The sequence below is a fragment of the Leptospira kirschneri serovar Cynopteri str. 3522 CT genome, from assembly GCF_000243695.2.
Classification (GTDB): domain Bacteria; phylum Spirochaetota; class Leptospiria; order Leptospirales; family Leptospiraceae; genus Leptospira; species Leptospira kirschneri.
On record NZ_AHMN02000005.1, the window covers coordinates 512,384 to 538,724 of the forward strand.

Here is a 26,341-nt window from a genome sequence, read left to right on the forward strand (position 1 = left end):
GAAAAATTCCATAGTGGCGATTAACAAAACTACTTCAATTGCCGATTTGCATAAAATAGAAACAGATGGAGAATTAATTTTTCAACAACTCTATTTTTTTAACTCGAATTTGATATTACCTAACGCGAAAGGGATCGATGAATGAACTAAAGCACAACGCTTTCCTAAGGGTCGCGTTGTGGGTAAGTTATTGAAAATTACAAAACTAATTCATATTTTTCTAAAATACCAATAACTTGACCAGAGCTAAGAGCCCGGTCCGGCAACACCGGATTCGCCCTATTTTTTTTTACGTAAAACTCGCGTTATTTTAGAAAGTTTTTTCGAATCCTCTAAGATCCTTTAGAAATATTTTTACGATCTCTAGTATTCCCTAAGTGAAGCGAATTTTTAACAGAAGAATCCACGTATTTCCTAAGTGCAAAAGATACAGAAGTAAATGCCAACTCTTCCCAAGGAATTTCCTCTACAGAAAAAAGTTTTATCTCTTCAGACTCGGAACTTACTGAAAATTTTCCATCCACTAAATCCGCTAAAAAAAACATATAAATCTGACTGATGTGTGGAATACTATAAACGCTCTGTAGTCCAAGAATATTGATTTCTGCATTTGCTTCTTCTTTAGTTTCCCGGACAGCACCTTCTTCTACCGTTTCTCTGTTTTCCAAAAATCCTGCGGGTAAAGTCCAAAATCCTTTTCTGGGTTCGATTGCTCGTTTACAAAGTAAAATTCGATTTTCCCAAATCGGTATACTCCCAACTATTATCTTAGGATTTTGATAGTGTATCGTTCCACATTGATCACACACGTGTCTGGATCGATTGTCTCCTTCCGGTATTTTATACGTGACGGACGATCCGCAAGAGCTACAGTATTTCATACTTTTCTAATACGATTCCAAGTTAATACCGCTTCTAACAACAACCAAAGAGTCAAAAAGATTAAAGTCCCTCCCACCGCAGCAAGAAGCAAATTGGGAGACGGTCCCGTTAAAAAATCTAAAAAGTTTCTGATCATAGCCCAAAGAGTTACTGACAATACAAACAACATCGGTATAAAAGAAACTTTGATTTTTTTCTTCAACTTTAAAAGGAAAATGGTTACTACCAAAAGTGCAAGCCCCGCTAATAATTGGTTTGTAGTTCCAAAAAGTTTCCAGAGTGCAAGTCCTGCAGGTTTCTTTTTTCCATCTTGTTCAATTTCTAAAAACGCGAAGAATCCTATCGCCACACAAGCGATTAGACTAGAAACATATCTGTTTCCTACAAAAGTTTGAATCCAAGAAATACGGGTTGATTCTGCAATCTCTTCGATGTTGTATCTAAGAAGTCTTGTAGCAGAATCCAAAGAAGTCAATGCAAAGCTGATTACAATAAGCGCAATAAACCCTTGTCCGAAAATTTCCGGAATTCCAATCTGAAGTAAAAATCTTCCCGTTCCATAAATATAAGCCCCTACTTGTGGAGCCAAACCTTGTATCCCCGACCAAGAACGGTAGAATCCAGACCATTCTTCCGAAGAAGTAAATCCTATCGTACATGCAATCACAGCAGACAAACCGAGCAACGATTCTCCTATCATCCCCCCATAACCGATCGGTCTTGCGTCTGTTTCCTTATCCAATTGTTTAGCAGTAGTTCCCGAACTGACTAACGCATGAAATCCGGAAACCGCTCCGCAAGCGATCGTGATAAATACGAACGGAATCAAATCAAGTCCGATCGTTGTAGTTCGTATTACTTCTGCGTTAAAAGAAGGAAAATTTTGTAAAATTCCCCCCGTAAAAAATCCTAAATAGATCAATACAATTCCTAAATACAATAAGAAAGAATTGATATAGTCCCTACTTTGTAATAACAACCAGACCGGAGTTACCGAAGCCAAAAACGCATAAAATAAAAGTATGTATTTCCAAGTTCCCGTAGAAGGAGAAGTCTCTACATGACTGAGTCCGGTCCAAGAAAGAACCGAATCTTGCATTCCTAAGATCATGGAAAGTAAAGTTCCAAATACGCTGAACACGGTAAGAGTAGTTAAGTTCATTCCTTTTTTGTAATGTAAATATCCCATAATCACCGCAAGAACCATAATCGCTGCAGATGGAATGACCGCTTCCGGAAAATGACTTCTTAATCGGATGGATGGTTTTTCTTCCGTTCTGATTTCTCCCGGATGATCGTGAACTTTTTTGTTTGCACTTTCGGAACTTGCAATCGTAGAATTTTGTGCCTGAGTAGAATTTGTTAAAGTAGGTTTCTTTTTTAAATCGATAGAATTAGAATCTACGTTATCCGAAATTTGTTTATGGTTCGAAGTTGTTACGGAACCGGATTTTTTTTCTTTCGTGATCATATAAGACGCTGAGTTTATAGAAGGAAATAAGCTCGTCTTTGGATCTGCGGAAAACATTTCGGCAAGTACAAGAACAAAAACTCCCATTGCCAACGAAACTAAAAAGAAAATGATCGCGTGAAACAAACTTCTAGCTCGGTGGCCTAAAAGATCTTCTGCCACTTGACCGATACTTTTTCCTTGATTTCGAACCGAAATTACTAACGCTCCAAAATCGTGTACACAACCCACAAAGATACTTCCAAATACGACCCAGAACATTGCAGGAAGCCAACCCCAAATTACCGCAACCGCAGGCCCAAGCACCGGAGCTAATCCGGCAATGGACGCATAATGATGGCCGAATAACACTACCGGTTTTGTGGGAAGATAATCTATCCCGTCGTTTAGTTTATGAGCAGGAGTATCGTTTAAACCATTTTTTAAATCAAAGATAGATCTGGAAATATAACCCGAGTAAAATTTATATCCTAGAAAATAAACTAGAAAACATACAAGAACTGCAATTAAAGGAAGCATAATAAGAATGGATGAGTTTAGGAAACGTTACAAGCAAATCTTTTTTCTATCTTTAGGAAGATTTACGTTTCTCATTTATAAGTCTAAATGGAAAAAGAATTGATGAGCGGATTAATATAGGTGGAAAATCTGGAAGTATAGAGTATGCAGACTCAAAGTTTTGATCAAATCCGTTCCGCTTTGGAGGATATTATTTTCGAAATTCAATCCGGATGTACCAATTGTGAGTGGTATATTCCGGTAGAAAAAATCATATCCGCTTTAAATATTCGTAAAGAAGACTATTATAGAATTTTTTACAACCTAAGAAATGACGTACATTTTTCTTCTAGAGCAGCTGCGGGCTTTAACGAAACACATGCGGATTCTCTGATTCAGCTTCTTTCTAAAATTCTAAAGATAGAAGGAATTTCAGAAGAATTTGCGAAAAATGGAATATACTTTGACGACAACTATTTAGCAGAACTTCAAGTGAGTCTGAAAGAAAATATTCAAACCAGATTGGCAAGACACGAACTCGATCGGGAACTTCTTTTACTTTTATCTTCTGCAACTTTAGATTTTGATGATGCTTTTGATTCTTACTTTGATGATAAATTTAACTTTGAAAGAATCGTAGAAAATGGAATCTCCGATTTTATAGAACTGAAATCCATTCAAAACGACTACGGTGCGGACGTTTTTTTAAAAAATCATATCTTTTCTATTCTCAACACAAAAGTTTTTCATCTCAGAGAAATCACGAAAGAATACAGAGACAGGGCTTATTACGATTTGTTCGGTACATTTCGCAAAAAACCTAAAAAGAAAAAACCGGTTTCCGTTTTTCAAGAGATGGATCCGGAAACACAAAGACATTTAGATGTACTCGGATTTGACACTCCTTGTACATTAGAAGAATTGAAAAAACGATTCAAAGAATTGATCAAAAAATACCATCCGGACGTAAATAAAGACGGACTTGAAATGACTCAGAAAATCATCGCTTCGTATAACTATTTGATTCTGAGGATGAGTTAGTTTGTTTTTTTGGATTACAAAAGGTATTTCAGAAACTTATATCCCTACTGTTCGATCCGAAATCATTCATTCAATTTCTCCCACCATTCCAACTAAAAAATTAGAAACGGGAGATGATCTAGAATATAAACTCGAAAAAGGAATCCATTCCGAATATAAATCTAATTCTTATTTGAGAAAATCCGGATCGAATCCGATTGAATCCCTTTCTTCTTTAATGGCAAAAGATCTAATGACTTCTCCCGTAGTTAGTTTTTTAGAAGACGATCCAATACAAAGAGCAGAAGAAATTTTTGTTCAAAAACGTTTTCGTCACGTTCCAGTTCTTGATCAAAAAAACACGTTATGCGGTATTTTGTCCGACAGAGATTGGATGTGCTGGAGATTAGAACACACTTTGGATTTGAAACAAACGATCGGAGAAGTTATGAAAACCAAAATCCTTTCTGTACAAATTCATGCAAGAATCGGAGAAATTTCAAAAGTTCTTTTTGAAGAGAGAATCGGATGTCTTCCTATTATAAACGATCGAATTGAAGTAATCGGGATCATTACAAGAAGTGATATTTTACGAGCCATTTTAAAAATGAGCCAAAGTGAATTTCTTGCTTAAAGATTCAATTTTTTGTTTCAAAATATTACTCAAGAACCACATAATAAAATTCCCAATCCAACCAGTTTATAATTCTATAATATACCTTCGCGTAAGAAATTCGTTTTATCTTAGATCAATTTTTTTGTAAAAAAATTGATGTGGGAACTTTTATAAATCGTGGTTTGTGAGAGTTCCCACAGATTAAGTCGCATTACAAATTGTTACATTCACTTTTTGCAATTCGATTATATTGAGTTCCGACAAATTATGACTATTAGAGTTGTTGAAAAATGAATTCTCCATCTGTTTCCGTTGTGTTGAAATAACAATTAAAACAATTTTGCAAATCTCCACTATGGAATTTTTCAAAAACTCTACTATAGATTTTTTCAGACAAATTCCTTCAAAACAAAGGATCTCTTAAAAATAAAAAACCCCGAAGCAAATTGACATTCGGGGTTTTATAATTTTAAAACGCAAAAGAAAGGATTTTATTTTTTTCCTAATCCGGGTTTATCGGCTCCGACTAGAATAGACATGTTTCCTGCTGGGTGTTTGTTTTCCTTCATCAATTGATGAGAATGCGCCGTCTCATTCCAAGCGAAGGTTTTGGAAAGACAAGGATCTACTTTTTTATCGATCACTAAGTCGTTTAGACCTTTTGAGTTTTCGTCGTTCGCAAAATGAGAACCTTGCAGACGTTTTTGTCTCATCCACAGATAACGTAAGTCTACGGTTGCGTTGTATCCTGTGGTTCCCGCGCAGATCACTACCATACCTCCCGTTTCACAAACAAACATAGAAGTAGGAATTGTGGTTTCACCCGGATGTTCGAACACAATCTTAGGATTATTTCCTTTTCCTGCGATGTCCCAGATCGCCTTTCCAAATTCACGAGCAGCCTTTGTCCATTCTACGAATTTTTCGGTCTTATTGATCTCGGAAGTCAAAGCTCCCCAATGAGAAAACTTCTTACGATTGATAACTCCTGCCGCGCCTAACTTTTTACAGAAGTCGATTTTATCGTCTTCCGAAACGACTGCGATCGGGATTCCGCCCGCTGCCTTTACGATCTGAATCGCCATTGCACCTAATCCGCCCGCGCCTCCCCAGATCAGAACCACGTCGTCTTTTTGCACGTCGTTCGGTTTCCAATGATGAAGCATTCTATAAGCAGTAGCGCCCACCAACATGTAAGCGGCGGATTCTTCCCAAGTAAGGTGTTTTGGTTTTGGAAGACATTGATGATCTTGAACCTTGCAGAATTGTGCAAAGGATCCCCAGTTGGTTTCATACGCCCAGATCAACTGAGAAGGTGCGAACATAGGATCTTTTCCCGCTTTGACCCAAGGATCGTTTTTATCCCAGATTCCGCAGTGAAGAACTACTTCGTCTCCTACTTTTACGTTCTTAACTTCGGAGCCGATTTTATAAACGATACCGGATGCATCGGACCCGCCGATGTGAAACTTCTCGGGTTCGCCTTTTTTGTTTCTGGCGCCGATGACGTCTACGGGAAATCCGAGTGCGGCCCAAACGTTGTTATAATTTACACCGGCGGCCATTACCGCGACGAGTACTTCGTCCGGAGCAATTTCTGGAACATCGATGAGTTCTTCCTGAATTGCTGTGATCGGATCTCCGAAACGTTCGGGACGAACGACCTGTGCATACATTTTTTTAGGAACCTGTCCCAAGGGTGGGAGGGTTCCGATTGGAACGGATTCAATTTGGCTCATGTGCACAGATTTCTGAACTTTGGTTTTTGATCTACACCAATTTCAAGAAATTCGCGATGAATTGAGATCGGTTTTTGATAAAGTTTGATTTCCTTTTTTACAGGTTCAATTTTGAATCTTTAAAAATTTCATTTTGAAATTTGGGTAGTTCCTAGATTGAATTTGAATCGTTAAACATTATAATTTCTAAATTTGCAAGAGTTCCCACACGTTTAAAAACCTTACAATAAAATGAGCGAAACAGTTTTATATTAAATTTCCTCGTTTCTAAAAAAGTTGTGTTTCGATTCCTAAAATGTAGGAACTCTTACAAATCACGATTTTACGAACAAATTCTAAAATTGTAGGAACTCATACTTTTAGAAAATTTTTTCTCAGCCAAATTCACCCGGCTTAGCGATGTGTAGGGTGCAAGTCTTCGTCGTAGACGAAGACCGAGCGAGAATTCGCGAGCCCGTAGCAGCGCGGCCGTCCGTTTTTCGGACGGCAAGCCCCGAAAAAAAATCTTCAAAGATATTTATAGTCTCTAAATTATGTCCGGGGGAACGGATATACTCCAAAGGCAGAAACTAAATCATGATCCGATTCTTACATACAGCAGACCTACATCTAAGTTTAAAAGAGAAAGTTTATTCTCTTTCCGTTTTAAAAGAAATCGTTTCCACGGCAAAAACTGAAGAATGCACCCATATTCTTTTTTGTGGCGACCTTTTCGATCGTAATTCTGACATCAACTCTCTCAAAGAAGACGTCAAAGAAATTCTAACTTCTTTTCCTGGTAAAATTTTTTTTATTCCAGGCAATCACGAAGAGTTAGGAATCCAAGAAGGTTCCTATCCGATTTCTGCGGATCTTTCTCCTATGTCTTATCCCCAAAAAAACGATCGTTTTAAACTTTGGTTCGAAGAAATAGACGGCGTAGACGTAGAATTTTTCGGTTTTCCGTTTCGTAGAAATTTAGATTATTCGAATATTCAATTTAGCGAAAAGAAAACTCTTTATCGTATCGCTCTTTTACACGGCACAGATACAAAATTGGTGGAATACTTAGGCCCTTCTCCCGAAGATGCTGATTCAATTTTAGATTCAAAACCTTTTTTAGACGCTAAGTTCGATTACCTCGCGCTCGGCCATATCCATTCGGAACGCTCTGAAAGAATTAGTTCTCTTTTGATTGCATATCCTGGTTCTCCTAGAGTCGTTTCTTCCGGCGAATTCGGTCCTCGTTCCGTCAACATTGTTACCCTCGGTAAAAACGGAACCCCAGTCCTTCAAAAAAAAATCATTTCTTCTGCGGGCGAATTTAAGGAATTTTCTCTTTCCGCAAATCTCTCCGGCCAAATCCCAGATCTTTCTAAAATACATGTTTTGATTTCAGAATTGGATTTTGTTCGTATTAAAATTTCTGGAATCGTAGAAGACGAACATATTGTTTCAGAAACTCTGGACCATTTCAGTAAATCCATCGTTTGTAGAAAATTAGAAATTAAAACAAACGATCTCAAAACCTCTTCTGTACTCATCGATAACCCGATCGCAAAAGTATTTTATGATAAACTAATGAATAAAAAATTGAATTGGAACGGCCAAAATTCCCCCGATTGGAACGAAATTTTAGTCTTAGGCCTAGAACAAATCGAAGAATTTTCTGGAAAAAAATGATATGATTTCTGCGATCCAACTTCTTAATTTCGGAAAATTTAAAGGGAAAGAATTTGAACTTTCGGATTCCGCTACCGTTTTTTTAGGTAAAAACGAATCCGGTAAAACCACGATTTTCGACGCTCTTAGACTCGCAGTCGGGAGTAAATTTCTTACCGCCAATCAAGAACCTAAAAAAAGTATCCTTTCCCGTTACGGCGAAACCTGTTTAGAAGGTTATAATATTCTAGGAAAAACCCCGGATCTTTCCAAAGATTCCGCTCCTCAATTTGTACACTGCGTTTCTCTCAGAGAAGGGGAACTAGAATTTGCATTTAACAATGATAAGTTGATCAAACCCGATTTTCTTCGGAGTAAACTTTTAAACAACGGTGTGAACTTAGAAGGTATTTCCAATTCGTTTAAAAAAATTCATTCTCCAAAAACAAACAGCAAAGACGCAGATTATTTTGACAGTCTTAAAAAGGAAATTGAGGATCTCCAAACCAAAAGATCTGAATTGATTTTAGAAATCGAAAATCTACATTCCAGAAATAAAAACAATTCCGAAAAAGAGGAAAAACATCTCAAAGATCAAAACAAAGAAACAGAAATTAAAAACAAACTCGCACAGATCGAAAAAAATTCCGCCTTGGATTTAAAAATCCAAAAGAAGATTCAAGTTTTAGAATGTATTTCTGAAATCCAAAGACTAAAATCCATCGAGGAATTTATCAGAAAAAATTTTCTCTATTCTAAAGACGAATCTGCTGGATTCGATTCTTTTCAAAAAGAAATCGAAAAATCAAAGAACAATACCTCCTCTTTTGAACTTTTACTTAAGGATAAAGAGAACACAATCAATTCCAAAAAAAAAGAATTAAACGATCATAAAACCCAACTTTCTATCCTCCAAAAATTGAAACAAAAAGCTGAGGAATGGTTTGATAAAATAGATTCAATCCTTAGAGAAGACGGCTTTTCCGAAGAAATCAAAACGACTCATTCCAACCCTTTGTATAAACTTTTAGGAATCATTTTATCCGGACTTGGTTTTTGTGGTGTGTTAGGCTCCTTCGCCTTGTTCCTTTTTTCTAAATTATCCCTTGCCACATTTTTAAGCGGAGCGCTCCTTTCAGGAAGCCTGATCATTTTAGGCCTTTGGTTATTCTCTCATAAAAAAGAATCTATCAACTTCAGATATAGTTCCGAAAAGGAAAAAAATTTCGTTCTTAAAATTTCTGGACAATGGAATTTAACATTTCCAGAATATTCTATTCCTCTTATGGAAAAAATTGAAAACCTTAGACAATTCCTTTCTAAACAAATTCAAAACTTCGATCTTAAAACGGCTCAGATAGAATCGATCGAAAAGGAAATCCGACTTTTGACCGAAGAACTGGATCCGATCCGTTCCAACTTAAAACTAGAATCTGAAAAAATCTCAAATTTAGAATCCAAAAGGAATTCCTGGTTAAACGATAGAAGATCAACTACGATCCAAGATTATCATAAACAAGTCGCAGAATTTCAGACTCAATCTAGACATTTCTCCGAAGGTCTAAAAAAAATTCTCACCGAACATTCTTCTCATAGTTTAGAAGATCTGGAGATCAAACAAAAAACTCTGATCGCAACAATGGAAGACGTTCCGAACGAATTTCCAAACGATCCGGAAAGACAATTTAGAGACTCTAAAAAAAGAGAGCTTCAAAAAGAACTTCAATCCTTAGATAACGAATTAAAAAAATTGAATACTTCTATCCAAGTAGAAGACGCCAGGATTCAAGATCTACTCCCAGAAAAAGAAAAAAACCTTAAAGACATCATCCAATCCCTTTTTGAAAAAGAATTAGAATTTTCTAAAATAGAATCTAGGCGAAAATCTGCTAAAATTGCTCAGGAACTTTTTGAAGAAATCTCCAAAGATCAATCTACACAGTTCGCTTTGGTCGCCTCCGAAATCGGTAAAGAAATAGATCTTTTACTTCCTAAAAGATCCGTTACTCTGGAAGCGATCGATAAAAAAGATTCAATTAAAATGCAGGACGAGGCGGGCGCATTTCGTTCCATTGATCATCTTTCTGGTGGAACCCTCGCCACCTTCTATCTGATTTTTAAATTGTTTTTGGCTCGTAAAACCCTTCCTAAAAAAGGGATTCTACTTCTAGACGAACCTTTTGTTCATCTAGATCGTGGAAGAATTGAATCTGCTTTTTTTTATCTCAAGAAATTCCAAGAAGAAACGGAATATCAAATCTGTTTCTTTACAAAACAAGAAGAAATTGCAGATACCGTTTTACGTTTTTTTAAAAATTCAAAAAAGATTTCTTTGTAAGAAAGTTTGGACGAATCTGGCTTGCCGCAGGCAGCCAAACCAGACTCTTTAGCTCCAGTCAATAAGTTGCATAAAAGAAACGTAATATTTCGTATTAAATTTCAATTTATTATAGAACGCGATCCATAGAGAGGCATTCAGGAAAACGTTTTATTGAGTTCAAGAAGTAAGACGTCTTTAGTTTGAAAGAGCATTTTGCTGAGTTTGCATCGTATTGATCCCTTTCACGTTATATCGAATCCAATTTATCATAATATTTGCGGGTGCTCAATTTAAAAGGATCAGTAAAATTTTCAAAAGCTTTAGAATGTAGAAACTCATACAAAAATGAAATAAGCTAAAACTTTTAAAATATGTTTTTGCAAAATCATTTTGTAAAAACGGAAACACTTTCCAAATGATTTGTATGAGGAAATAAATCCACAGGAGTAATTTTTTTGTATTTAAAACTTTTTGTAAGTTCGATCGCATCCCTTAGAAGAGTTTCCGGATTACAAGAAACGTAAAGAATCTGACTTACTTTAGAATTTAATAATATTCTTTTAGTCTCTGTGTCAAGTCCTTCTCTCGGCGGATCCAACACCACCACATCCGAATTTTCGCTTAAGGCCGTCTGTAGAGTATCTAAAACCTTTCCTTTAATAAAATGAACGTTTTCGATTCCATTCGCTTTTGCAGCACCAATTGCAGAACGAATTGAACTCGAATTCTCTTCGAGTCCGATTACTTTTTTAGATTTAGACGAGATATACAATGAAATTGTACCGATTCCACAATAGGCGTCCACTACGTTCTTATTCTCTGGAAGATCTTCCAAAATAAGATCGTACAAATTTTCTATCTGAAACGGATTGATTTGAAAAAATGTGGAAAGTCCAATCTGAAAATCAAGTTTACCGATTTTTTCTTTTACAAAATGTCTTCCATACCAAGTGACTTCCTTTTCTCCCAAAACAACTTTAGTGTTTTTACGGTTTACATTTTGTAATATCCCTACTACCTCCGCTTTTGAATTTTCTTTATATAAAAATTGTTGAATATACGAATATAATTTATCCGTGAGTTTTTTTCTTCCCGGAATTTCGCTTTCATTAGTGACAATTCCTACAAGAATTTCTTGGGTCGCGTTCGCTTTTCTAAGAACGATATGTCTTAAAAGTCCACTTCCTCTTTTTTCATGATACGGTTCTAAATTTTCGTTCCGCGCCCAATGACGGATCGCAGTGACCACGGTAGTCAAATCTTCATCCTGAATTCTACATTCTTTCTGATCGATGATAAACGTATTTTCTTTATTATGAAGACCAAGGGTAAGTACGGATTTTTTTCCTATCTTACGATGTCCAAATGGAAGTTGAACCTTATGGCGATACATTTGATCCTTTGGGCTTTTTATGATCTGCCGAATTTCCAGGTCTTTAAAACCTCCGAATCGTTTTACGATCTCTTCTTGTTTATGTTGAAGTTGTTTTTCGTAACCGATATGCAATCGATCACAACCGGCACATTCCGGATAATGTTGACAAGACTGACTCGTAGGAGGTTTCATTCTTCGCTCAGGCTTTTGTTCCTTTAGTACTTGTCAATTGAATTCGTTTTTTAAAAGCGATCACATCAAATAAGTTTTCCCGTACTTATCTTGGATTGTAGGATCAGCGCCATATTTTAAAAGTAACTCCACAAACTCGGACATTCCTTGAGAGGACTTAGCAAGATGAATACAAGTAACTCCGTCGCGATCTTGAACATTTGGATCGGCGCCTCTCTCCAAAAGGAACCGCAAAGCTTCCAACTTTCCTTCGTTTACACAATGATGCAAAGGACTCATTCCTCTTTCGTCCTTTCGATCAGGGTCCGCTCCATTTCGAATCAAAACGAACATCATATCTAAAGAGAAATCGTTTTCTAAAATAGAATGGATAAGAGGAGTAAAACCGGTAGACTGATCTGCAAGGTTCGTGTCGGCACGATATTCGATCAAAACTTGAACGATTTCCAACCGATGATATTTTACCGCGATTGAAAGAGATGTTATACCGTGATAAAAATTGAGATTCGGATTAAAACCGTTTTGCAAAAGATTACCAATCCGCTTCACGTTTCCACTTCGAATCGAGTTAAAAAAAAGAAATCGTTTCCACAAAGAATCGGGGCGAATCTTTGTGAAATTTCTTCTTTCATTTGATTTTTCATCATCTTTCATTGGCGGATACCTTTTTGCAAATGGCAATCTTTAAAACCGATTTAGGTTTTCAAAAGATTACAGAATTAAAATGAAACATGAACTTAAGAAATAGATATTAGACAACATTAAAATCGAATATTCAACTTGACCAACTCTAAAATCGATGCAGAAAATATAGAGAAGCGTCATGATTCGATTCAATTTTTTTCAAAGGCAAATTCTATTTCTTTTAGGAATTTTTTTTGTTTTCAACCATTGTACACAAGACTCTGAACCACCTCATGTATCCGCAATTTCAGGAGTTATCGATCTTACTTCTTGGAATTTTGAACAACACGGTCCGGTAGCTTTACAAGGAGATTGGATCTTTCGTTGGAAAGGATTTATTAAAAATCCTAAAATCGATTCTGAAAAAAACCGAACTATGCCCGTTCCCAAAGCCTGGACTAGAATCCAAGAACCGGATGGAAAAAATTATCCAGGAACTGGTATCGCAACATACTTTTTGAAAGTAATTCTTCCGGAAAATCTAAGTTCAAACAATTTTGCAATCTTAGCTGAAACTTCAGAAACAGCATACGAGGTTTGGATAGACGATAACAAAATCGGAACTCAAGGTGTTCCTGGAGAAACAGCAGATACTTCAACTCCAGAATGGAACGTAAAAATTCTACCGTTTCAAATTGATAAGAAAGAATTTCAAATTCGGATTCCTCTTTCCAATTTTTATCACGCGAGAGGAGGATTGACCGCGCGTTTGATTCTAGGTGATGAAGATCAGATCATCCGACTACGGGAAAGAAGGATGACCATGGATGTATTTCTTCTCGGATTTTTAGTCGCGATGGCGTTATATCATTTCACTCTTTATTTTTTGAGAAAAAAAGACGTGGCTCTTTTGTATTTTGGAACCATTTGTTTTGTGTTTTGTTTTAGAGAGATTAGTACCGGACAAAATCTAATTCAAGTAGTTTTTCCTGGTATTTCGTATAACGTTCATATGAGAATTGTATATCTAAGTTTTTATCTTCTTACGCCGATTACCGCCGCGTTTTTACGCGCTTTATTTCCGGAAGAATTGAAAAAAGAAATTTATTATGGAATCGTTTTTATCTCCTCTATTTTTTCTTTGATAGTCGTTTCTCAAGATCCAGTTCTATTTACTGAAACCATAGAACTATATTACTTATTTACGTTTTTTTGTTTTGCGGTGGGATTTTACGTATTAACACTCGCATTGATCCGAAAAAAGCCAGGGGCAATCGCCATATTAGTTGGAATGTTAGCGGTCTTTCTCTCATACAGTCAGGATATTTTTTACACAAAAAGAATCATACCTACCTTTATACTCGCCCCATTTGGATTGATTGCTCTCATTTTTTCTGAGGCGTATCTTTTAGCAAAAAGATATTCTATTGCTTTTAACGCAGTGGAAGACATGTCCGAAAGTTTAAAAAAAATTAATTCTTCTTACAGGCTTTTCGTTCCTAAAGAGTTATTAAAAATATTAAATAAACATGATATTCTTGACATTAAACTCGGGGACATAGCGGAAGAAGAGATGAGCCTTCTCTACAACGAAATTCGAACCTTCTCCGATTTTTCGGAAAAGATAACCGGAAAAGAAAACTTCGAATTTATCAATTCTTTTTTAGGTAAGGTCGGCCCAGTAATTCGGGAAAGAGACGGGTTTATCGATAAATATTTTGGAGAAGCATTTTTGGCATTATTTCCTCCAGAACCGGAAAAAGCTTTGGAAAGCGCCATTGAAATACAGCGAATTTTAAGAGAATTTAATCGGGAAAGGATCGCAAACGGAAAAGATCCCATCCGTTCCGGAAGTGGGATTCATACAGGACCGATCTTACTCGGAACGATCGGAGAAACAGAAAGAATGGAAAGTACGGTAATTTCTTCTTCAGTGAACGTGGCTTCTAAAATTGTACAACTCTCTAGAACATACGAATCTTCACTGTTGATCACCGATTCTACTCTATTTCGTTTAACAAATTCGTCCGAATATTTTTACAGAGTTGTGGATCGGATTCAGATTCGAGATCAAAGAAGTATTTACACCGTTTTAGAAGTTCTCAACGGACTTCCTGAAAATTTAATCGATTCTTATATGAAAACAAGAGAAGAGTTTGAACACGGAATTCTTTTATTTCGAGAAAAACATTTCGAGGAAGCATGTCTTGTTTTTAATCGTATCTTAGAGAAAAATCGAGTCGATCAAGCCGCGAGAGTCTACTTAGAAAAATCAGTCCACAATTGCAGATTTGGAGTTCCTGAAAATTGGCAAGGAATCACTCTTTTAGAAGATTAGAAGCTATCTCGAAAATATATTAGAATAATCTGATTTTTTATTTTAAGCAAAAACAAAGTATTTTTTGAGATAATTTGCAGTTTATGCAGTAATTATAATATTAATTACTTAAAAATATATTAGAGTTGTTGAAAATGAATTCTCCATCAGTTTGCGTTTCATGAAAACGATCTATTGAAGCAGTTTTGTTGATCTGTTTTTCGACAACTCTATTTATGATAAAGATTAGGTGTTTTATTAACGCGAGTTCGACTTAAAAAATCTTGGCGAATAAAAACTCAATACAATGAAACTCAACATAATAACCGCTTTCGTATTGGTTACACCGAATTCACGTTTATTATAGCTCCGAGTAAAAAACGCAATCTGTAAAAACTTCCTCGTTTTAGTTCAAATTATAGATGAATTAAAACGAGGTTTGAATAGGTTCTTAATAAAAAATACTATCTCAACTCCATTACGTTTTGCGAAATTGTTCAGAAGTCTCGATTCAGTTCCTTTTTAGAAGCAAAAATTCCCAGAATCTTTAATTGTGCTTCCTTTATTTTTTCAGAACTATCATGCGAATCATCTGATCTCATCAATTCCTTCATCAACCAGCGAGAAGATTCTCTATCTAGAAAACCTAATACTTGAATCACAAGTTTTTCACGCACACTCTTTAATGCTTCTGCTAAATCCGGAAGACTTACTTGTCTCAATAAATCTTTCAGTTCATTATAAGACAAAGAATGGAATGCCCTGCTTAAAAGTATGTCTGAATCTATTTGAGGTTTGGAATTATAAAACTCAGCGTAGAAATCGTTGAGAAGAATTGTATCTATCTCTTTTCTCTTTTGGTTTACGAAGTCCCAAAAATTCTTCTGATAGGATTCTCCAAAATAAGAAGCCGCCTTTTCTAAAAAAACGGAAATAGGTAATTCTTTTTGAATCGTTTCTATCCCTTCAAAGATAACGATTCTATCTAAAAGTTCCTTTCCTTCATAACTTCCGGATATTATATAACCTTTTAAGATATTACCTACGTTTTCGGAATCCATTCCAATTCCCATCAAATCAAATCCTTTTCTCAAAAGAAAAGGATACTCTTCAGAATCAAAAGCATCTATAAAAAAGTATTTTCCAAATACGTAACACTTTTCGCTCAGTTCCAGCATCATTCCTAAAGTTCGTAAACTTTGTTCTCGATCTTTATCTGTGCAAAAAAGTTGATTGGGTCGTATATGTGCCAGCATGTTTTAGTATCTCCAAATTTTATCGTATTTATTGATTCCAATTGATCGTTTCTTTAACAACCTGCTCTCAAGCGATAATTTTATTTAAGTTACATTAATAGACGTGGATTTACTTTTATTTAAAACTCTTTTCTTAAAATTTCTATATTAAAAATCAAAAAACCGTTTTTGATTTTATTACAACTAATTCTTTCGTTTTAATTTAAAAATTTAAAACGAAAGAATCTAAACATTTTTACACCAAAAGTTTTTTAAATCTACAAACAAATAGAGAGCTTGTCTCTCGAGTAATCCAATAACGTAGTAATTCAAGACTTGTTTCAAAACTTATAACTTACGTTAAGTCGCTTAAGTATATCCTACAAGTTTGGCTTTAGTAAAGCCCAGAATAGAATCACCGTTGTTTGTATTTCAAAACAAGGAAACTAAAGGAAACAATGCAACTTTTAGAGATTCAGAATAATGAATCAAAGGTTCCGATTCCAATATGCAAATATTATGGTTTTTTAAAATTGTATTATGATAAATATGGCACTCAGCTTTTTGAAGTGGCCAAGGCAAATGATGAATTTCCCCTCGGTAAAGTTCTCCTTTAGAATCTCTGCTATAAAGACAGTATCTCTCTGTAAGCCAATTTTCTAAGGTATCTTGTTTTGATTGATAAACTTTCGAAGAAGGAAAATAGATCGCATGAAATTCTCCTGGATTCGCACGAGAATCTATTCTAAAACAATGAAATTCTTTTTTAATTCCTTCTTTTTTAAAATGAATGTTAGCATTCAGATACGGTACTTTCTCGCAATCTCAACTACAATACGATTTCCAGCATCTAAACTGAAAAAATAAACTCCCGGTTTACCTTGTGTTTTGACATAAGTCCTAACGTTCAATTCGGAAAAATAAGAAACCCAAGGCAAGGGCGGTAGAAAGATTGGCCTAACTCCTTTCATACGAAATGGAACTAAACCTATGTAAGCCTTTCCTTGAAATGTATCCACCTCCAGTCCCCGAGGTAAAATTTTATCTAAGAATTGTTTCGAAATCTCCCAATGAAGAAAAAGTAATTCTTCCCAATATTGAATCATAAACGGTTTCGATTTCGGTAAGGGCCAAGGTCGGTGCGAAGTTTGACTAAGTATGTTATTCAGTGAATTCAAGCTCAGGGGTATTCTATTTTTGAAATGTTATAATTTTTTATCCTCTGGCAAACGATTAGAGTTATTTAAAAATTAATTTCCCATCTGCTTCTGTTTTATAAAAACGGTCAATTGAAACAGTTTGTTAATCTAAACTATGAAATTTTTCAACAACTCTATTTATTATAAAATCATTATGGTTCGCAGTCGATTTAAGTTTGATCTAAAAAAGGAATTAAATGTTGTTCCATATACTGAATCACTTTTTGAATTCGATCGGAAACACTCCATCGTTCGGGAACGATACGAGGTGCACTCCAAAGAAAAATTGTTTCCATAAAAACTTTGCGGGGATCCGGAAAAAAAGATTCAATTTTGATTTCAATTCCATGATCTTCTGGATCTTGATTATTAAGTGGAGGCAAAACAAATCTAAGTCCTCCGCCTAAGATGGGTCTTCCAAGTTGTTGTAAACCATCTCTACTTTGGCGAAGTCTTTTTTCCCAAATTTCACCAAACGCGTGTTCTGTGGAAGAATCCGTTAAAAGCCGAACGGTAAGATCACTTTTTACAACATTTTTTCCTTGAATCGACCAAACCTTATCAAACGCTTCTAACACCCTTTCAAAATCCTCTTCGATGGATTCTAAGGAGACTTCTGGATTTTCGGAAACGACAAGTAATTGTGTAATATTCGGCCCTGCATTGAGTATTTGAATGGTCAGAACCGATTGAGAAAGTTGTCTTGTAAGAACGTTTTGATTTGATGCGTAGTTAGTACCAGTGATTTCAATTCCTAATTCTTCTAAATTAGATTGAAATTGAAAAATCTCGGATTTAGATCGAACTGTGATCGGTAGAAATAGATCGCTGAGTCCAACGTGAATAATATTTCGATTTCGGTTCATGATTTTGCCGTCCGAGTCCTTTCTCTCAAACGAATCTTTTTTGAACAGAAAAGAAACTAAATTTGGATAAGAGTTATCTGTATTTTAAAATGAATAAATCTTGAAAACCTATTTTCGAAACTTCATTTATAGAACCGTTCGAATATCCCGAACAATAAAGATTTCCTTCCGAATCTCTTGCAAGTCCGGTGCTATCTATAGATGACTCGATAGTTCCAACTTGTTGAAACCATTTGGTCTCTCCCGAAGAATTGTATTTAATTAAAAATAAGTCTTCATTTCCTACTGAACTTTCTGCTTCATCTAAAAGATTTGCATTGCTACCACCCGTTAAAAAAACGTTTCCTACTTCATCCGTTAGAATTGCGTTCACTACAGTCTGTTTATCCGAACTGATCGGACCAAAATGTCGAATCCATTTTAAAAAACCGGAAGAATCATATTTAACTAAAAATCCACGAAAATTTGTTTGTTCTCCTGATTCTAAATCAACGTTAGTGTTACCACCCACAAAAACATTTGAAAGCGGGTCCAAGCTGATTGAAATCCCTTCGGTTGTACTAGAAGTGAAACCCAATTGAGCAAAAAATTGCCTACTTCCATTACTATCGTATTTAAAAATAAAAAAGAGATTAGTATCAGCACTAAGACGTGAAAGAGTTTCAAAGTTTGCATTTCCAGAACCGGTTATATAAATACTACCAGTTACTTTATCAATCGCGACTCCGTTCGGAACAATAGTAGTACCAGCAATCGCAATTTGTTTTATCCAAATTTGATTACCATTGGTGTCAAACTTAAGAACAAAAGTGCAATTCCCTGACGTATTGTCTTCAAAAGACCCAGTAGAATTTCCAATTATATAAGAATTTCCTAATTCGTCTATAGCGATCTTATCAGGATACAAATCATAGAGTCCTCTATTGCCAACTCGTTTGGCCCAAATTTGGGTTCCCTCTGAGTTAAATTTAATTAAAAAAAGTTCCGATTTGCCGGATGCAGGACCCGCAAAATCGTTCCATGTAAGACCAAGAATGTATGAATTTCCATTTGGATCCACCCCAAAGTCCTTGACTTGTAATATTGCTTGTGAAGCTCCAATTTGCCTTCTCCAAATTATATTCTTATGAGAATCGTATTTACCAAGAATCACATCTCTTCTTCCAATCAATTGTCTTTGAAAAAGAGCTTCGTTTGTATCTCCTGCTACGTAAATGAAATCGTTATGATCTATACCAATATTCATTCCATAAGTTCTTGCACGAGGAGCACCTTGCAACAAAACCCACTCTAAACTTAAAGAACCCAGATCCTCATCAAAAATTTCGGTTTCAGATTCAATCGTTTCCTCTCTAATTTCAGTCTCCATATTAATTTCTGAAATTATATCTTCTTTTTGAATTAAAAATCGAAACCAATATTCTCTTGTTTCCGGATTGGAAGAATTGTATAGATACTCCGCAGAACAAGCCTGAAGGAATATAAAAATTATAACTAAGTTACACATCGTTCTATTTTTCAAAAAAGACATTTTATTAATTATAATATAATATTATGAAAACATTCTGCACATATTCTCCAATAAAGGCAGGGATATTTGTCCTATTCGGAATAGTAAAGGCAAATATGAAATAAGGAAGATAATTTTTAAATTATTATCCGACTGATTTTACTTGATTATAACTCAAGGAACGTTTCTTAAGAAATACAAATAGATCACTTTCCAGATTGGGTCAGCTCAGACATACAAATGTAAGAACATTCAATTTTTTGAAAATACGTTTCGATCAAAACTTAAGATTATCTATGAATTGTATTTGGAACTTGTTTTAGAACCTCAAAATGTGGGAACTCATATGAAAATTTAGCGATATTACTCAGAATTACATAATAAAGCACTAATCGAATAGTTTACATTTCAATAATAGAGTTATTGAAAAAGGAATTTTTCATCCGTTTACGTTTAGAGTTTGTCCTAAAACTTCAAAATGTAGGGAACTACTACGAAAATTTAACGACATTAGAACTGCTCAAAAGTTCGCAAATTGCCAAATGCGACCTGTCGAGCGCCCATAGAAGCGAGACGCTGAGTTACTTCAAACGACCCTTAGGGAGTGAGACACTGAGTTACTTCAAACGACCCATGGGAAGCAATTCATTGAGTTACCCCCACCCAAAAATAAGGGTGGGAACTCAGTTTTACAGAGGATTTGTCGTAATTCCCACAGATTTAATATTGAAATCTAAATACTTGTGGGTAAGGTTATGATGGGGGAGTGAGACGCTGAGTTACTTCGAGCGACCATAGAAGCGATGCATTGAGTTTCACAAAAATGTAGGAACTACTACATTTTATTAAAAATTTCTAAGGAATGATTGCGTAAAATTCTTTGAGATTTTGGGATAAACTCTTAATAGAAACAAATCGATAAAACCGTTTCAGTAATCGTAGATATTTTTTTTCAAAAACTCTAATTTAAAAAAACATAAATTTCAAAATAGATAATCTCAACCCCAGCCTTCTCCGCCGTCAATATCCGCCCAAAGATACCAGGAAATAATCGTTCTATAAGGAGAATATGTATTTAATAAAAGTTGAATTTCTTTTTTGTTATCCTTAGAAATTCCATAATGTTTTTCGACCGATTTTCTAAGTATGAGATCATTAATGGAAAAATGATCCCAACGATCCAAGGCAAAAATCAACACCATTTCCGCGGTCCAAGGACCCACACCTTTAATAGAACAAAGAAGCTTTAGAACATCAGAATCTTCTAATTTACGTAGTTTAGAATCGGTGATACTTCGTTTTAAGTAGGCCTCAGCGATACGTTTGATCGTTTCCGTCTTGGCTTGAGAAACCCCGATTTTTCTCATCTCATCGTTTGGTATTTTTAAAATCTGTTCGGGAGAAGGAATTTTTTTACTCCCAGCCAAAGAAATCAATCTACGTTCAAAAGTCAGTGCAACTTTAACGGAAAGCTGTTGTCCTAAAACGGATTTAATCAAAACTTGATAAGGAGTTCCAATAGTTTTTAATTTACAAAGACCGATAGAATCGACCAATTCTTTTGTGATCGGATCTTTTTTACGAAGCCAGTTAGACGCCTTTTTAAGACGAACTTCTCTACTTTCTAAAACGTTAGAAGAACGTTTTTTAAGATTAGTCGGTTGGAAAGAATTTATAGAAGACATTCAAACTCAAGAAAGTGTACTATACTCTTTTTTTGAGTTTGTTTTCCATCTGAGATTTTTTTCTATAAACATGGACTAACTTTTCCAGTTCCACTAAATCGGTACAACTGAGTTTACCCTGATCCAGTTTGATCCATTTGTTTTTAGTTAAAAGATCCAAAACCAAATTTTCGTCTTTTGGATAAGAAAGACCCACCATTTTGATCAAGTCCTTCGTGCCTATTTCAAAGTTATATAAAACTTTAGGAGTAATTTTAATTCTATTTTTTTCAACAAGAGTCAACAGAGTATCTGCAATCCTACCCTGCGGATCATTAATCATCAAATTCGCAAGTTGTTTGTAAGCGGTCCAAATTCTTTCAGAAAGAAGTGTGATCAAACGAGTTGCAAGTTGAGGTTGTGCCTTAACCATACCTTCGAAGTTGGCTTTGTTGATCGCGAGAAGTTGAACGTGGCCCCATGCGATCGCTGAAGCAGATCTAGGTTTGTTATCTAAAAGAGCCATTTCACCGAAAATGTCTCCGTTCTGAAGAACCGCGAGTAATACTTCGTTTTTATCTACTATCTTAGTGATCTTCACTTTTCCGTTTTGAATGATATACAATTCTCTACCGGGTTCGTGTTCGCAAAAGATCATCTCGTTATCCGCATACATACGATTGAACTTAGTGAGATCGATTGCAGGAGACTGCATCGGTTGATTCATCGTTTGTAACTTTAGTTTAGCCTGAGTAGCAAACGGCCCGTTTGGAAGATATTGAAGGTATTTTTGGAAAGCGTAAGCAGCGTGGTGATTATTCTTCTGATTAAAATAATTCTCCCCGATGTTGTAGAGTTCGTTCGGATCTTCTTCCACCGCAGAACGAAACGTAAGACGAGTAATCGTCTGGTCAAACTGACGTAGTTTCATGGAAAAATAGCGGATGATTTTCATTGCAACCGGAGTGTTTCTTTGAATGAGGGTTCCGAATTGATCGTAACTTACCTCAATTACTGAAACATCGGTTAACGCCACTGCAGATTCGATTTGAGCGTGTTGGCTCATAGCGGCGACAACTCCGAAAAAATCCCCAGGACCTTGAACCGAATTTGGATCTTCGCCAACAACCGGGTTTTCTCTACCTATTTTTACCTTTCCTTCTCGAATAATAAAAAAACTAGGGGAATCCTTTTTACCTTCTACGATAATGTAGGAGCCCTTTTGGAAATTAACGATTTGGAAGATCCCTGTGGACATGCTGTAATGTTAATATTTTTTTTGAAAATCAGAGTTCAACTGTTTTCATTATCGGTTTTCAAGAATCCAAATCTCTAAAAAAAGAACTACTTTTCTGAGCATTCTTGTATTTCCGTGTTTGAATCGTTTAAAATCTCCCTTTCAGAGAGTTCCAAAGAAGCTTTTTCGGCTAGTTCTCTGGAAAAAGACTGATTACAAATCGATCTAAAAACCTCTTTCGCTTTATTCTCTTCACCGATTTCAAGATAGAGTTTACCGGCTTCAAAAAGAGCGTTTAACCCCAAAGAAGAAGTAGGTTCTTGAGCATATTGATACAAATTGATTTCGAGTATTTTTTCAGGACGGCCAAGTCTGGAATAATTGTCTTTCAAAACCTGATAAGCTTTGTTTTTAAATTTGCTGGATGGATACAAAATTAGGAAATTTTTAATTTCCTCGATAGATTTATGAAATTTCCGATCCTTGTAAGCCTCTTCGGCGATCCTAAGTAGATTTTCGGCCTGAGTTTCAAAAAGGGAATTTGCACTCAAAGAACCCGCAAAACAAAACCAAATTAGAAAAGAAACGATAGTTCTAAGAAACATCGTATTTTGACCTTTTCGTATGATTTTTTGAAATGTAAAAAAAGTCACAAACTCATCTCCATAATTTTCATCCAAGTTTTAGACGGCATACGTTCAGAATGTTAAGATTTACAGGTTCAAGGATCAAAAACCCGGAGTTTGTGATAAACGGTGCAAGAGAGGTTGAAAAACTACGGCACTTTGTAAAAGAAACAAAGGATTTTATAACCTGCAAGATAAAACTCCGGAGGAAACGAAACTCCTACTATTAGAATTATCTGCAGGTTTTTCGAAAAAGTTAATTACTTTTTCTTATCGATTGTCTTGCGATGGTGCTCACAAAGCCTGTAAAGTTTTCCGGAAGAAGGGTTTTTCTTTGTAACCTTATTTCCGCATACAATACAAAGACCGTTGTTTCTTCTTTTTTGATAAAGGAGTTGAACCCTTTCAGCGCCGGACAGGTTGTATTTACTAACCTGTATTCTGAATCCTTTATATAAGTAATTTCCAACCACTTCAATGGATTGAGATTTAACGCCCGTTATTAGGGACTCAAGATCGTCGTTTGAGATTTTTTTTGGTTTCATACAAATATTTATGACGAAATCACCTAATTAAAATTACAGAAAAAAGTAAACGAGTAAATTTTTTTTATGAATGATCTAAAAACAAAAACACCGTTTAAACTCGGGTAGAATTCAAAATACAAGGATATAAAATAGTCTTTTTCGAGAATAAGAATCTATCTTCAAACATAATAGATCCAATTCCCATAAACGGATGATCCAAAAGTTATCTATTATGGATTTAAAGTCCATTTTCAGGCAATTTTCCGATTGGCTTTGTTTTGAGAATTAAGTAAAAATAAATTCTTGATAAAGGAAAACAAAATTTACTACAAATTCCAACGTTTCTCGAATATAAAAACCGATCTAAGGTTCAACTTTTCTACCTTTTGTTTCAAAAATTTTTCGCCTGTTAGAAAAAACAACTTACAACCAAAAATGTTTTCAACGGTAGTCTTATCCAAGCGATCTTTTAAGAAATCTGGCAATTCAAAAACGAAAAACTTGCAAAAAACGACCGAGTTCATAAAATTAAATGGATCAGTATCAGGAAGACTCTATGAAAAAACGAAGATCACTCTTCAATAAACCCAATCCAATTCAAAAACAAATCCTAAGATTGTCTTACTTTGTTTTTATTCTTTTGATTTTATTTATGAATATAACTTGTAAACAAAGCACAAAAAATAAGATTCAAAAAATATTATCCGATCGCCAGATTCCGGTCGAAGAAAAAATACGCCAAACATCATTTTTACTGTTAGGCGACCGCTTAAAAGAAATCGAAATATCTCCAAACTTTGCTCCAGATGGAAGTGCAACCGGTTCGTTGGTGATAACCCTTTCCGTGGGAGGAAATACGGCTCTTACATTTTTAGGACAAAAAGAATATAAAGAAAGAATGAAGTTAGAAGCTGCATTATTGTCTTTTCGAGTTTTACAGACTCTCAAAGGCCTACCTATAGAAAGTCTTAGAGTAAGCATTGTAAAGCCATATTACGTAAAAAATTCCGAGACAGATTCTATTGAGGAGTTCGAAGTTTTTCGAGCAAAAATGGAAAAGAATTCTCTAACTCGTATCCAAGGATTTGAAACCGTGGATTCATTTGCAGCAGATTCTTACGATTCTCCAGAACCAGAAGTTTTGGACGTAATGGTTCAAATCGTTCAAATTTGGAAAGTAGAATTGGATGAACTGAATCGTGTGGAATTGAATTAGAATTTCAAATCTATAGAAACGATCCTTAGATTCTCAAGTGCATTGAACATTCAAAAAAATCCCATTAACACAAATTTAGAATTATAAAAAATGAATATTTTTATATTTGAAATACGTTCTGGGACAGAAATAAGTAAACTGTATTTTCTAAAAATAGTAATCAATCATATCACAATTTTTTAAAATACTAATTTGTTCTTGCTTTTCAAATAAAAACAAGATGGCTTTACATCCAATCCATAACCAACCCCACAAGTATTTGGATCTCAATATAAATCTGTCGGAATTACGACAAATCCTCTGTAAAAAGATCAGCCCCACAACGCCCCATAGGAAAGCGTTGTGTTGAGTTTCCAACGCGACCTGCAGAGCGACCCTTAGGGAGCGATGCATTGAGTTTCAGGAAAGCGTTTTGCTTTAGTTTTCCCTATTTTCGGGTGGTGGGAAAATTTGAAAGATTTTTCTCTATCAGAAAAACATACTTTTTGCAAGTAAAAAGTCTCATTCTTGTCGGAACACTTGAAAAATGTGCGTTTTGCTGAGTCTGAGAGAGCCGTTCAGCTGAGTTCAATTTTAATTCTAAAATTCTATTCAACTTGTGGGGTCGGTTATGGTAGGGTATTTTGCTAAGTTCCTCTCTCATCGATCCTTTTCGCGTTAACTCACGTTACGAAAAATAGAATCATAAATTTATATTTTACAAAATATAGAATAGAGTTGTTGAAAAATTCCAGTGGAGATTTGCAAAACTGCTTCCATTGTCCATATCAATATAACGAAAACAAATAGAGAATCAATTTTTTAACAACTCTATTATTGAGTTTTATTCGCTAAGATTTTCTTACACCGAGTTTTGTTAGATTTCCTAAAATAAGTTAATTATAAAATTATAAAATCGGTTGAAGTTTACCGCCAGAAAGTTGGTTTCTTTTATGAACCAAAGAAGCCAACTCCATATCGTGTGTAACGATAACCATAGAAAAACGGAATTCTTTTTGTAATTCTAAAATCAAAGCCATTAGGTTACGAGAATTTTCTCGATCTAAGTTACCAGTAGGTTCATCTGCAAGTACAAGTTTTTTTCCGGCCACGAGCGCTCTTGCAACTCCCACCCTCGCGCTTTCTCCACCGGAAAGTTGAGAAGGAAAATTATCATGACGTTCCTTAAGACCAACTCGATCCAACATTTCAATCGACATTTGTCTAGCCTTACCCGGTTGAATCCCATTGATCAAAAGAGGAATACTTACGTTTTCCAAAGCGGTAAAATCCGGAAGAAGAAGGTGATGTTGAAAGATAAAAGAAACTTTTTCAGCTCTAAATTTTTCTTTCCCGATTTCAGAAATTTGATCTAACAAAACTCCGCAGACGTTTACTTCACCTGCATCAGAAGAATCCATAGAACCTAAAATATTTAAAAGTGTGGATTTCCCGATTCCGGACTTCCCTTCCACGGAAACGATTTCACCTTCTTCAACGTCTAGATCCAAATGATCCAAAATCTTAAATTCTTTATCTAGAATATGATAATTTTTTACTAAATTTCTTACTTTAATCAGACTCACG

At 35.4% G+C, this 26,341-nt stretch carries 19 protein-coding genes and 1 pseudogene; 6 read left to right on the forward strand and 14 right to left on the reverse strand.

Annotated elements, in window-relative coordinates; translation table 11 throughout:
* Positions 1–332 precede the first annotated feature (332 nt).
* Positions 333–881: an NUDIX hydrolase gene (locus LEP1GSC049_RS218185; RefSeq protein ID WP_004754238.1), complete on the reverse strand. Its 549-nt coding sequence runs from the start codon at positions 879–881 to the stop codon at positions 333–335.
* Positions 878–2,872, reverse strand: coding sequence for a carbon starvation CstA family protein (locus tag LEP1GSC049_RS218180; protein WP_016560576.1), 1,995 nt, complete (start codon positions 2,870–2,872; stop codon positions 878–880). The genes LEP1GSC049_RS218185 and LEP1GSC049_RS218180 overlap by 4 nt, the downstream gene beginning before the upstream one ends.
* Before the next feature lie 144 nt (positions 2,873–3,016).
* Between LEP1GSC049_RS218180 and LEP1GSC049_RS218175 the strand changes: the two genes are divergently transcribed.
* Both LEP1GSC049_RS218175 and LEP1GSC049_RS218170 read left to right on the forward strand, forming a co-directional pair.
* Complete coding sequence (locus LEP1GSC049_RS218175) at positions 3,017–3,892, forward strand: J domain-containing protein (protein WP_004754929.1); 876 nt, start codon at positions 3,017–3,019, stop codon at positions 3,890–3,892.
* Between the two features lies 1 nt (position 3,893).
* Complete coding sequence (locus LEP1GSC049_RS218170; protein WP_004754143.1) at positions 3,894–4,505, forward strand: CBS domain-containing protein; 612 nt, start codon at positions 3,894–3,896, stop codon at positions 4,503–4,505.
* Between the two features lie 473 nt (positions 4,506–4,978).
* Here the strand turns inward: LEP1GSC049_RS218170 and ccrA are convergent, their stop codons facing one another.
* The gene (ccrA, locus tag LEP1GSC049_RS218165) at positions 4,979–6,226 is read right to left on the reverse strand and encodes a crotonyl-CoA carboxylase/reductase (protein ID WP_004753888.1); all 1,248 of its coding nucleotides are present in this window, start codon (positions 6,224–6,226) and stop codon (positions 4,979–4,981) included.
* Between the two features lie 576 nt (positions 6,227–6,802).
* On the opposite strand from ccrA, the gene LEP1GSC049_RS218160 reads away from it, so the two are divergent.
* On the forward strand, positions 6,803–7,888 hold the full coding sequence (locus tag LEP1GSC049_RS218160; protein ID WP_004754170.1) for a metallophosphoesterase family protein: 1,086 nt from the start codon (positions 6,803–6,805) through the stop codon (positions 7,886–7,888).
* Position 7,889: 1 nt separating this feature from the next.
* Positions 7,890–10,205 carry an ATP-binding protein gene (locus LEP1GSC049_RS218155; RefSeq protein WP_004763327.1) on the forward strand — a complete coding sequence of 772 codons (2,316 nt, stop codon included), beginning with the start codon at positions 7,890–7,892 and terminating at the stop codon, positions 10,203–10,205.
* 367 nt (positions 10,206–10,572) lie between these two features.
* On the opposite strand, the gene rlmD is transcribed toward LEP1GSC049_RS218155, so the two are convergent.
* Together rlmD and LEP1GSC049_RS218145 are read right to left on the reverse strand one after the other, a co-directional pair.
* On the reverse strand, positions 10,573–11,754 hold the full coding sequence (gene rlmD, locus LEP1GSC049_RS218150) for a 23S rRNA (uracil(1939)-C(5))-methyltransferase RlmD (RefSeq protein WP_004754954.1): 1,182 nt from the start codon (positions 11,752–11,754) through the stop codon (positions 10,573–10,575).
* A gap of 60 nt (positions 11,755–11,814) precedes the next feature.
* On the reverse strand, positions 11,815–12,408 hold the full coding sequence (locus LEP1GSC049_RS218145) for an ankyrin repeat domain-containing protein (protein ID WP_016750220.1): 594 nt from the start codon (positions 12,406–12,408) through the stop codon (positions 11,815–11,817).
* A 169-nt stretch (positions 12,409–12,577) separates the two neighbouring features.
* On the opposite strand from LEP1GSC049_RS218145, the gene LEP1GSC049_RS218140 reads away from it, so the two are divergent.
* Positions 12,578–14,716: an adenylate/guanylate cyclase domain-containing protein gene (locus tag LEP1GSC049_RS218140; RefSeq protein ID WP_016560661.1), complete on the forward strand. Its 2,139-nt coding sequence runs from the start codon at positions 12,578–12,580 to the stop codon at positions 14,714–14,716.
* A gap of 476 nt (positions 14,717–15,192) precedes the next feature.
* Here LEP1GSC049_RS218140 and LEP1GSC049_RS218135 read toward each other — a convergent pair whose 3' ends face one another.
* The 8 genes and pseudogenes from LEP1GSC049_RS218135 to LEP1GSC049_RS218105 form a co-directional block, all read right to left on the reverse strand.
* Positions 15,193–15,951, reverse strand: a complete 759-nt coding sequence (locus LEP1GSC049_RS218135; protein ID WP_004753590.1) for an LIC10244 family PerRA/PerRB upregulated protein — start codon at positions 15,949–15,951, stop codon at positions 15,193–15,195.
* A 411-nt stretch (positions 15,952–16,362) separates the two neighbouring features.
* Positions 16,363–16,994, reverse strand: a pseudogene (locus LEP1GSC049_RS02000000224585) (YqjF family protein).
* A gap of 305 nt (positions 16,995–17,299) precedes the next feature.
* Complete coding sequence (locus LEP1GSC049_RS218130) at positions 17,300–17,995, reverse strand: hypothetical protein (RefSeq protein ID WP_004755161.1); 696 nt, start codon at positions 17,993–17,995, stop codon at positions 17,300–17,302.
* A 73-nt stretch (positions 17,996–18,068) separates the two neighbouring features.
* Complete coding sequence (locus tag LEP1GSC049_RS218125) at positions 18,069–19,526, reverse strand: SBBP repeat beta-propeller lipoprotein, LipL53 family (protein WP_016560628.1); 1,458 nt, start codon at positions 19,524–19,526, stop codon at positions 18,069–18,071.
* Between the two features lie 977 nt (positions 19,527–20,503).
* Positions 20,504–21,190: a DNA-3-methyladenine glycosylase family protein gene (locus tag LEP1GSC049_RS218120; protein WP_016560649.1), complete on the reverse strand. Its 687-nt coding sequence runs from the start codon at positions 21,188–21,190 to the stop codon at positions 20,504–20,506.
* A 19-nt stretch (positions 21,191–21,209) separates the two neighbouring features.
* A complete protein-coding gene (locus tag LEP1GSC049_RS218115) occupies positions 21,210–22,427 on the reverse strand; it encodes a cyclic nucleotide-binding domain-containing protein (protein ID WP_000103067.1) in 1,218 nt (405 codons plus the stop codon).
* Positions 22,428–22,513: 86 nt separating this feature from the next.
* The gene (locus LEP1GSC049_RS218110) at positions 22,514–23,011 is read right to left on the reverse strand and encodes a tetratricopeptide repeat protein (RefSeq protein WP_232410867.1); all 498 of its coding nucleotides are present in this window, start codon (positions 23,009–23,011) and stop codon (positions 22,514–22,516) included.
* 281 nt (positions 23,012–23,292) lie between these two features.
* Positions 23,293–23,577: an LIC10235 family protein gene (locus LEP1GSC049_RS218105; protein WP_000802848.1), complete on the reverse strand. Its 285-nt coding sequence runs from the start codon at positions 23,575–23,577 to the stop codon at positions 23,293–23,295.
* 538 nt (positions 23,578–24,115) lie between these two features.
* Here LEP1GSC049_RS218105 and LEP1GSC049_RS218095 point away from each other — a divergent pair.
* A complete protein-coding gene (locus LEP1GSC049_RS218095; RefSeq protein ID WP_004753987.1) occupies positions 24,116–24,775 on the forward strand; it encodes a hypothetical protein in 660 nt (219 codons plus the stop codon).
* Positions 24,776–25,662: 887 nt separating this feature from the next.
* Here the strand turns inward: LEP1GSC049_RS218095 and LEP1GSC049_RS218090 are convergent.
* Positions 25,663–26,340 (reverse strand): ABC transporter ATP-binding protein, encoded by a 678-nt coding sequence (locus LEP1GSC049_RS218090; protein ID WP_004754310.1) that lies wholly within the window; start codon positions 26,338–26,340, stop codon positions 25,663–25,665.
* Position 26,341 lies beyond the last annotated feature (1 nt).

Excerpts from the sequence above, each read along its gene's own strand:
- LEP1GSC049_RS218185 (WP_004754238.1), bottom strand. The coding sequence starts at position 881 with ATGAAATACTGTAGCTCTTGCGGATCGTCCGTCACGTATAAAATACCG.
- LEP1GSC049_RS218180 (WP_016560576.1), bottom strand. The coding sequence starts at position 2,872 with ATGCTTCCTTTAATTGCAGTTCTTGTATGTTTTCTAGTTTATTTTCTA.
- LEP1GSC049_RS218175 (WP_004754929.1), top strand. The coding sequence starts at position 3,017 with ATGCAGACTCAAAGTTTTGATCAAATCCGTTCCGCTTTGGAGGATATT.
- ccrA (WP_004753888.1), bottom strand. The coding sequence starts at position 6,226 with ATGAGCCAAATTGAATCCGTTCCAATCGGAACCCTCCCACCCTTGGGA.
- LEP1GSC049_RS218160 (WP_004754170.1), top strand. The coding sequence starts at position 6,803 with ATGATCCGATTCTTACATACAGCAGACCTACATCTAAGTTTAAAAGAG.
- LEP1GSC049_RS218155 (WP_004763327.1), top strand. The coding sequence starts at position 7,890 with ATGATTTCTGCGATCCAACTTCTTAATTTCGGAAAATTTAAAGGGAAA.
- rlmD (WP_004754954.1), bottom strand. The coding sequence starts at position 11,754 with ATGAAACCTCCTACGAGTCAGTCTTGTCAACATTATCCGGAATGTGCC.
- LEP1GSC049_RS218145 (WP_016750220.1), bottom strand. The coding sequence starts at position 12,408 with ATGAAAGATGATGAAAAATCAAATGAAAGAAGAAATTTCACAAAGATT.
- LEP1GSC049_RS218140 (WP_016560661.1), top strand. The coding sequence starts at position 12,578 with ATGATTCGATTCAATTTTTTTCAAAGGCAAATTCTATTTCTTTTAGGA.
- LEP1GSC049_RS218135 (WP_004753590.1), bottom strand. The coding sequence starts at position 15,951 with ATGCTGGCACATATACGACCCAATCAACTTTTTTGCACAGATAAAGAT.
- LEP1GSC049_RS218130 (WP_004755161.1), bottom strand. The coding sequence starts at position 17,995 with ATGAACCGAAATCGAAATATTATTCACGTTGGACTCAGCGATCTATTT.
- LEP1GSC049_RS218125 (WP_016560628.1), bottom strand. The coding sequence starts at position 19,526 with ATGTCTTTTTTGAAAAATAGAACGATGTGTAACTTAGTTATAATTTTT.
- LEP1GSC049_RS218120 (WP_016560649.1), bottom strand. The coding sequence starts at position 21,190 with ATGTCTTCTATAAATTCTTTCCAACCGACTAATCTTAAAAAACGTTCT.
- LEP1GSC049_RS218115 (WP_000103067.1), bottom strand. The coding sequence starts at position 22,427 with ATGTCCACAGGGATCTTCCAAATCGTTAATTTCCAAAAGGGCTCCTAC.
- LEP1GSC049_RS218110 (WP_232410867.1), bottom strand. The coding sequence starts at position 23,011 with ATGTTTCTTAGAACTATCGTTTCTTTTCTAATTTGGTTTTGTTTTGCG.
- LEP1GSC049_RS218105 (WP_000802848.1), bottom strand. The coding sequence starts at position 23,577 with ATGAAACCAAAAAAAATCTCAAACGACGATCTTGAGTCCCTAATAACG.
- LEP1GSC049_RS218095 (WP_004753987.1), top strand. The coding sequence starts at position 24,116 with ATGAAAAAACGAAGATCACTCTTCAATAAACCCAATCCAATTCAAAAA.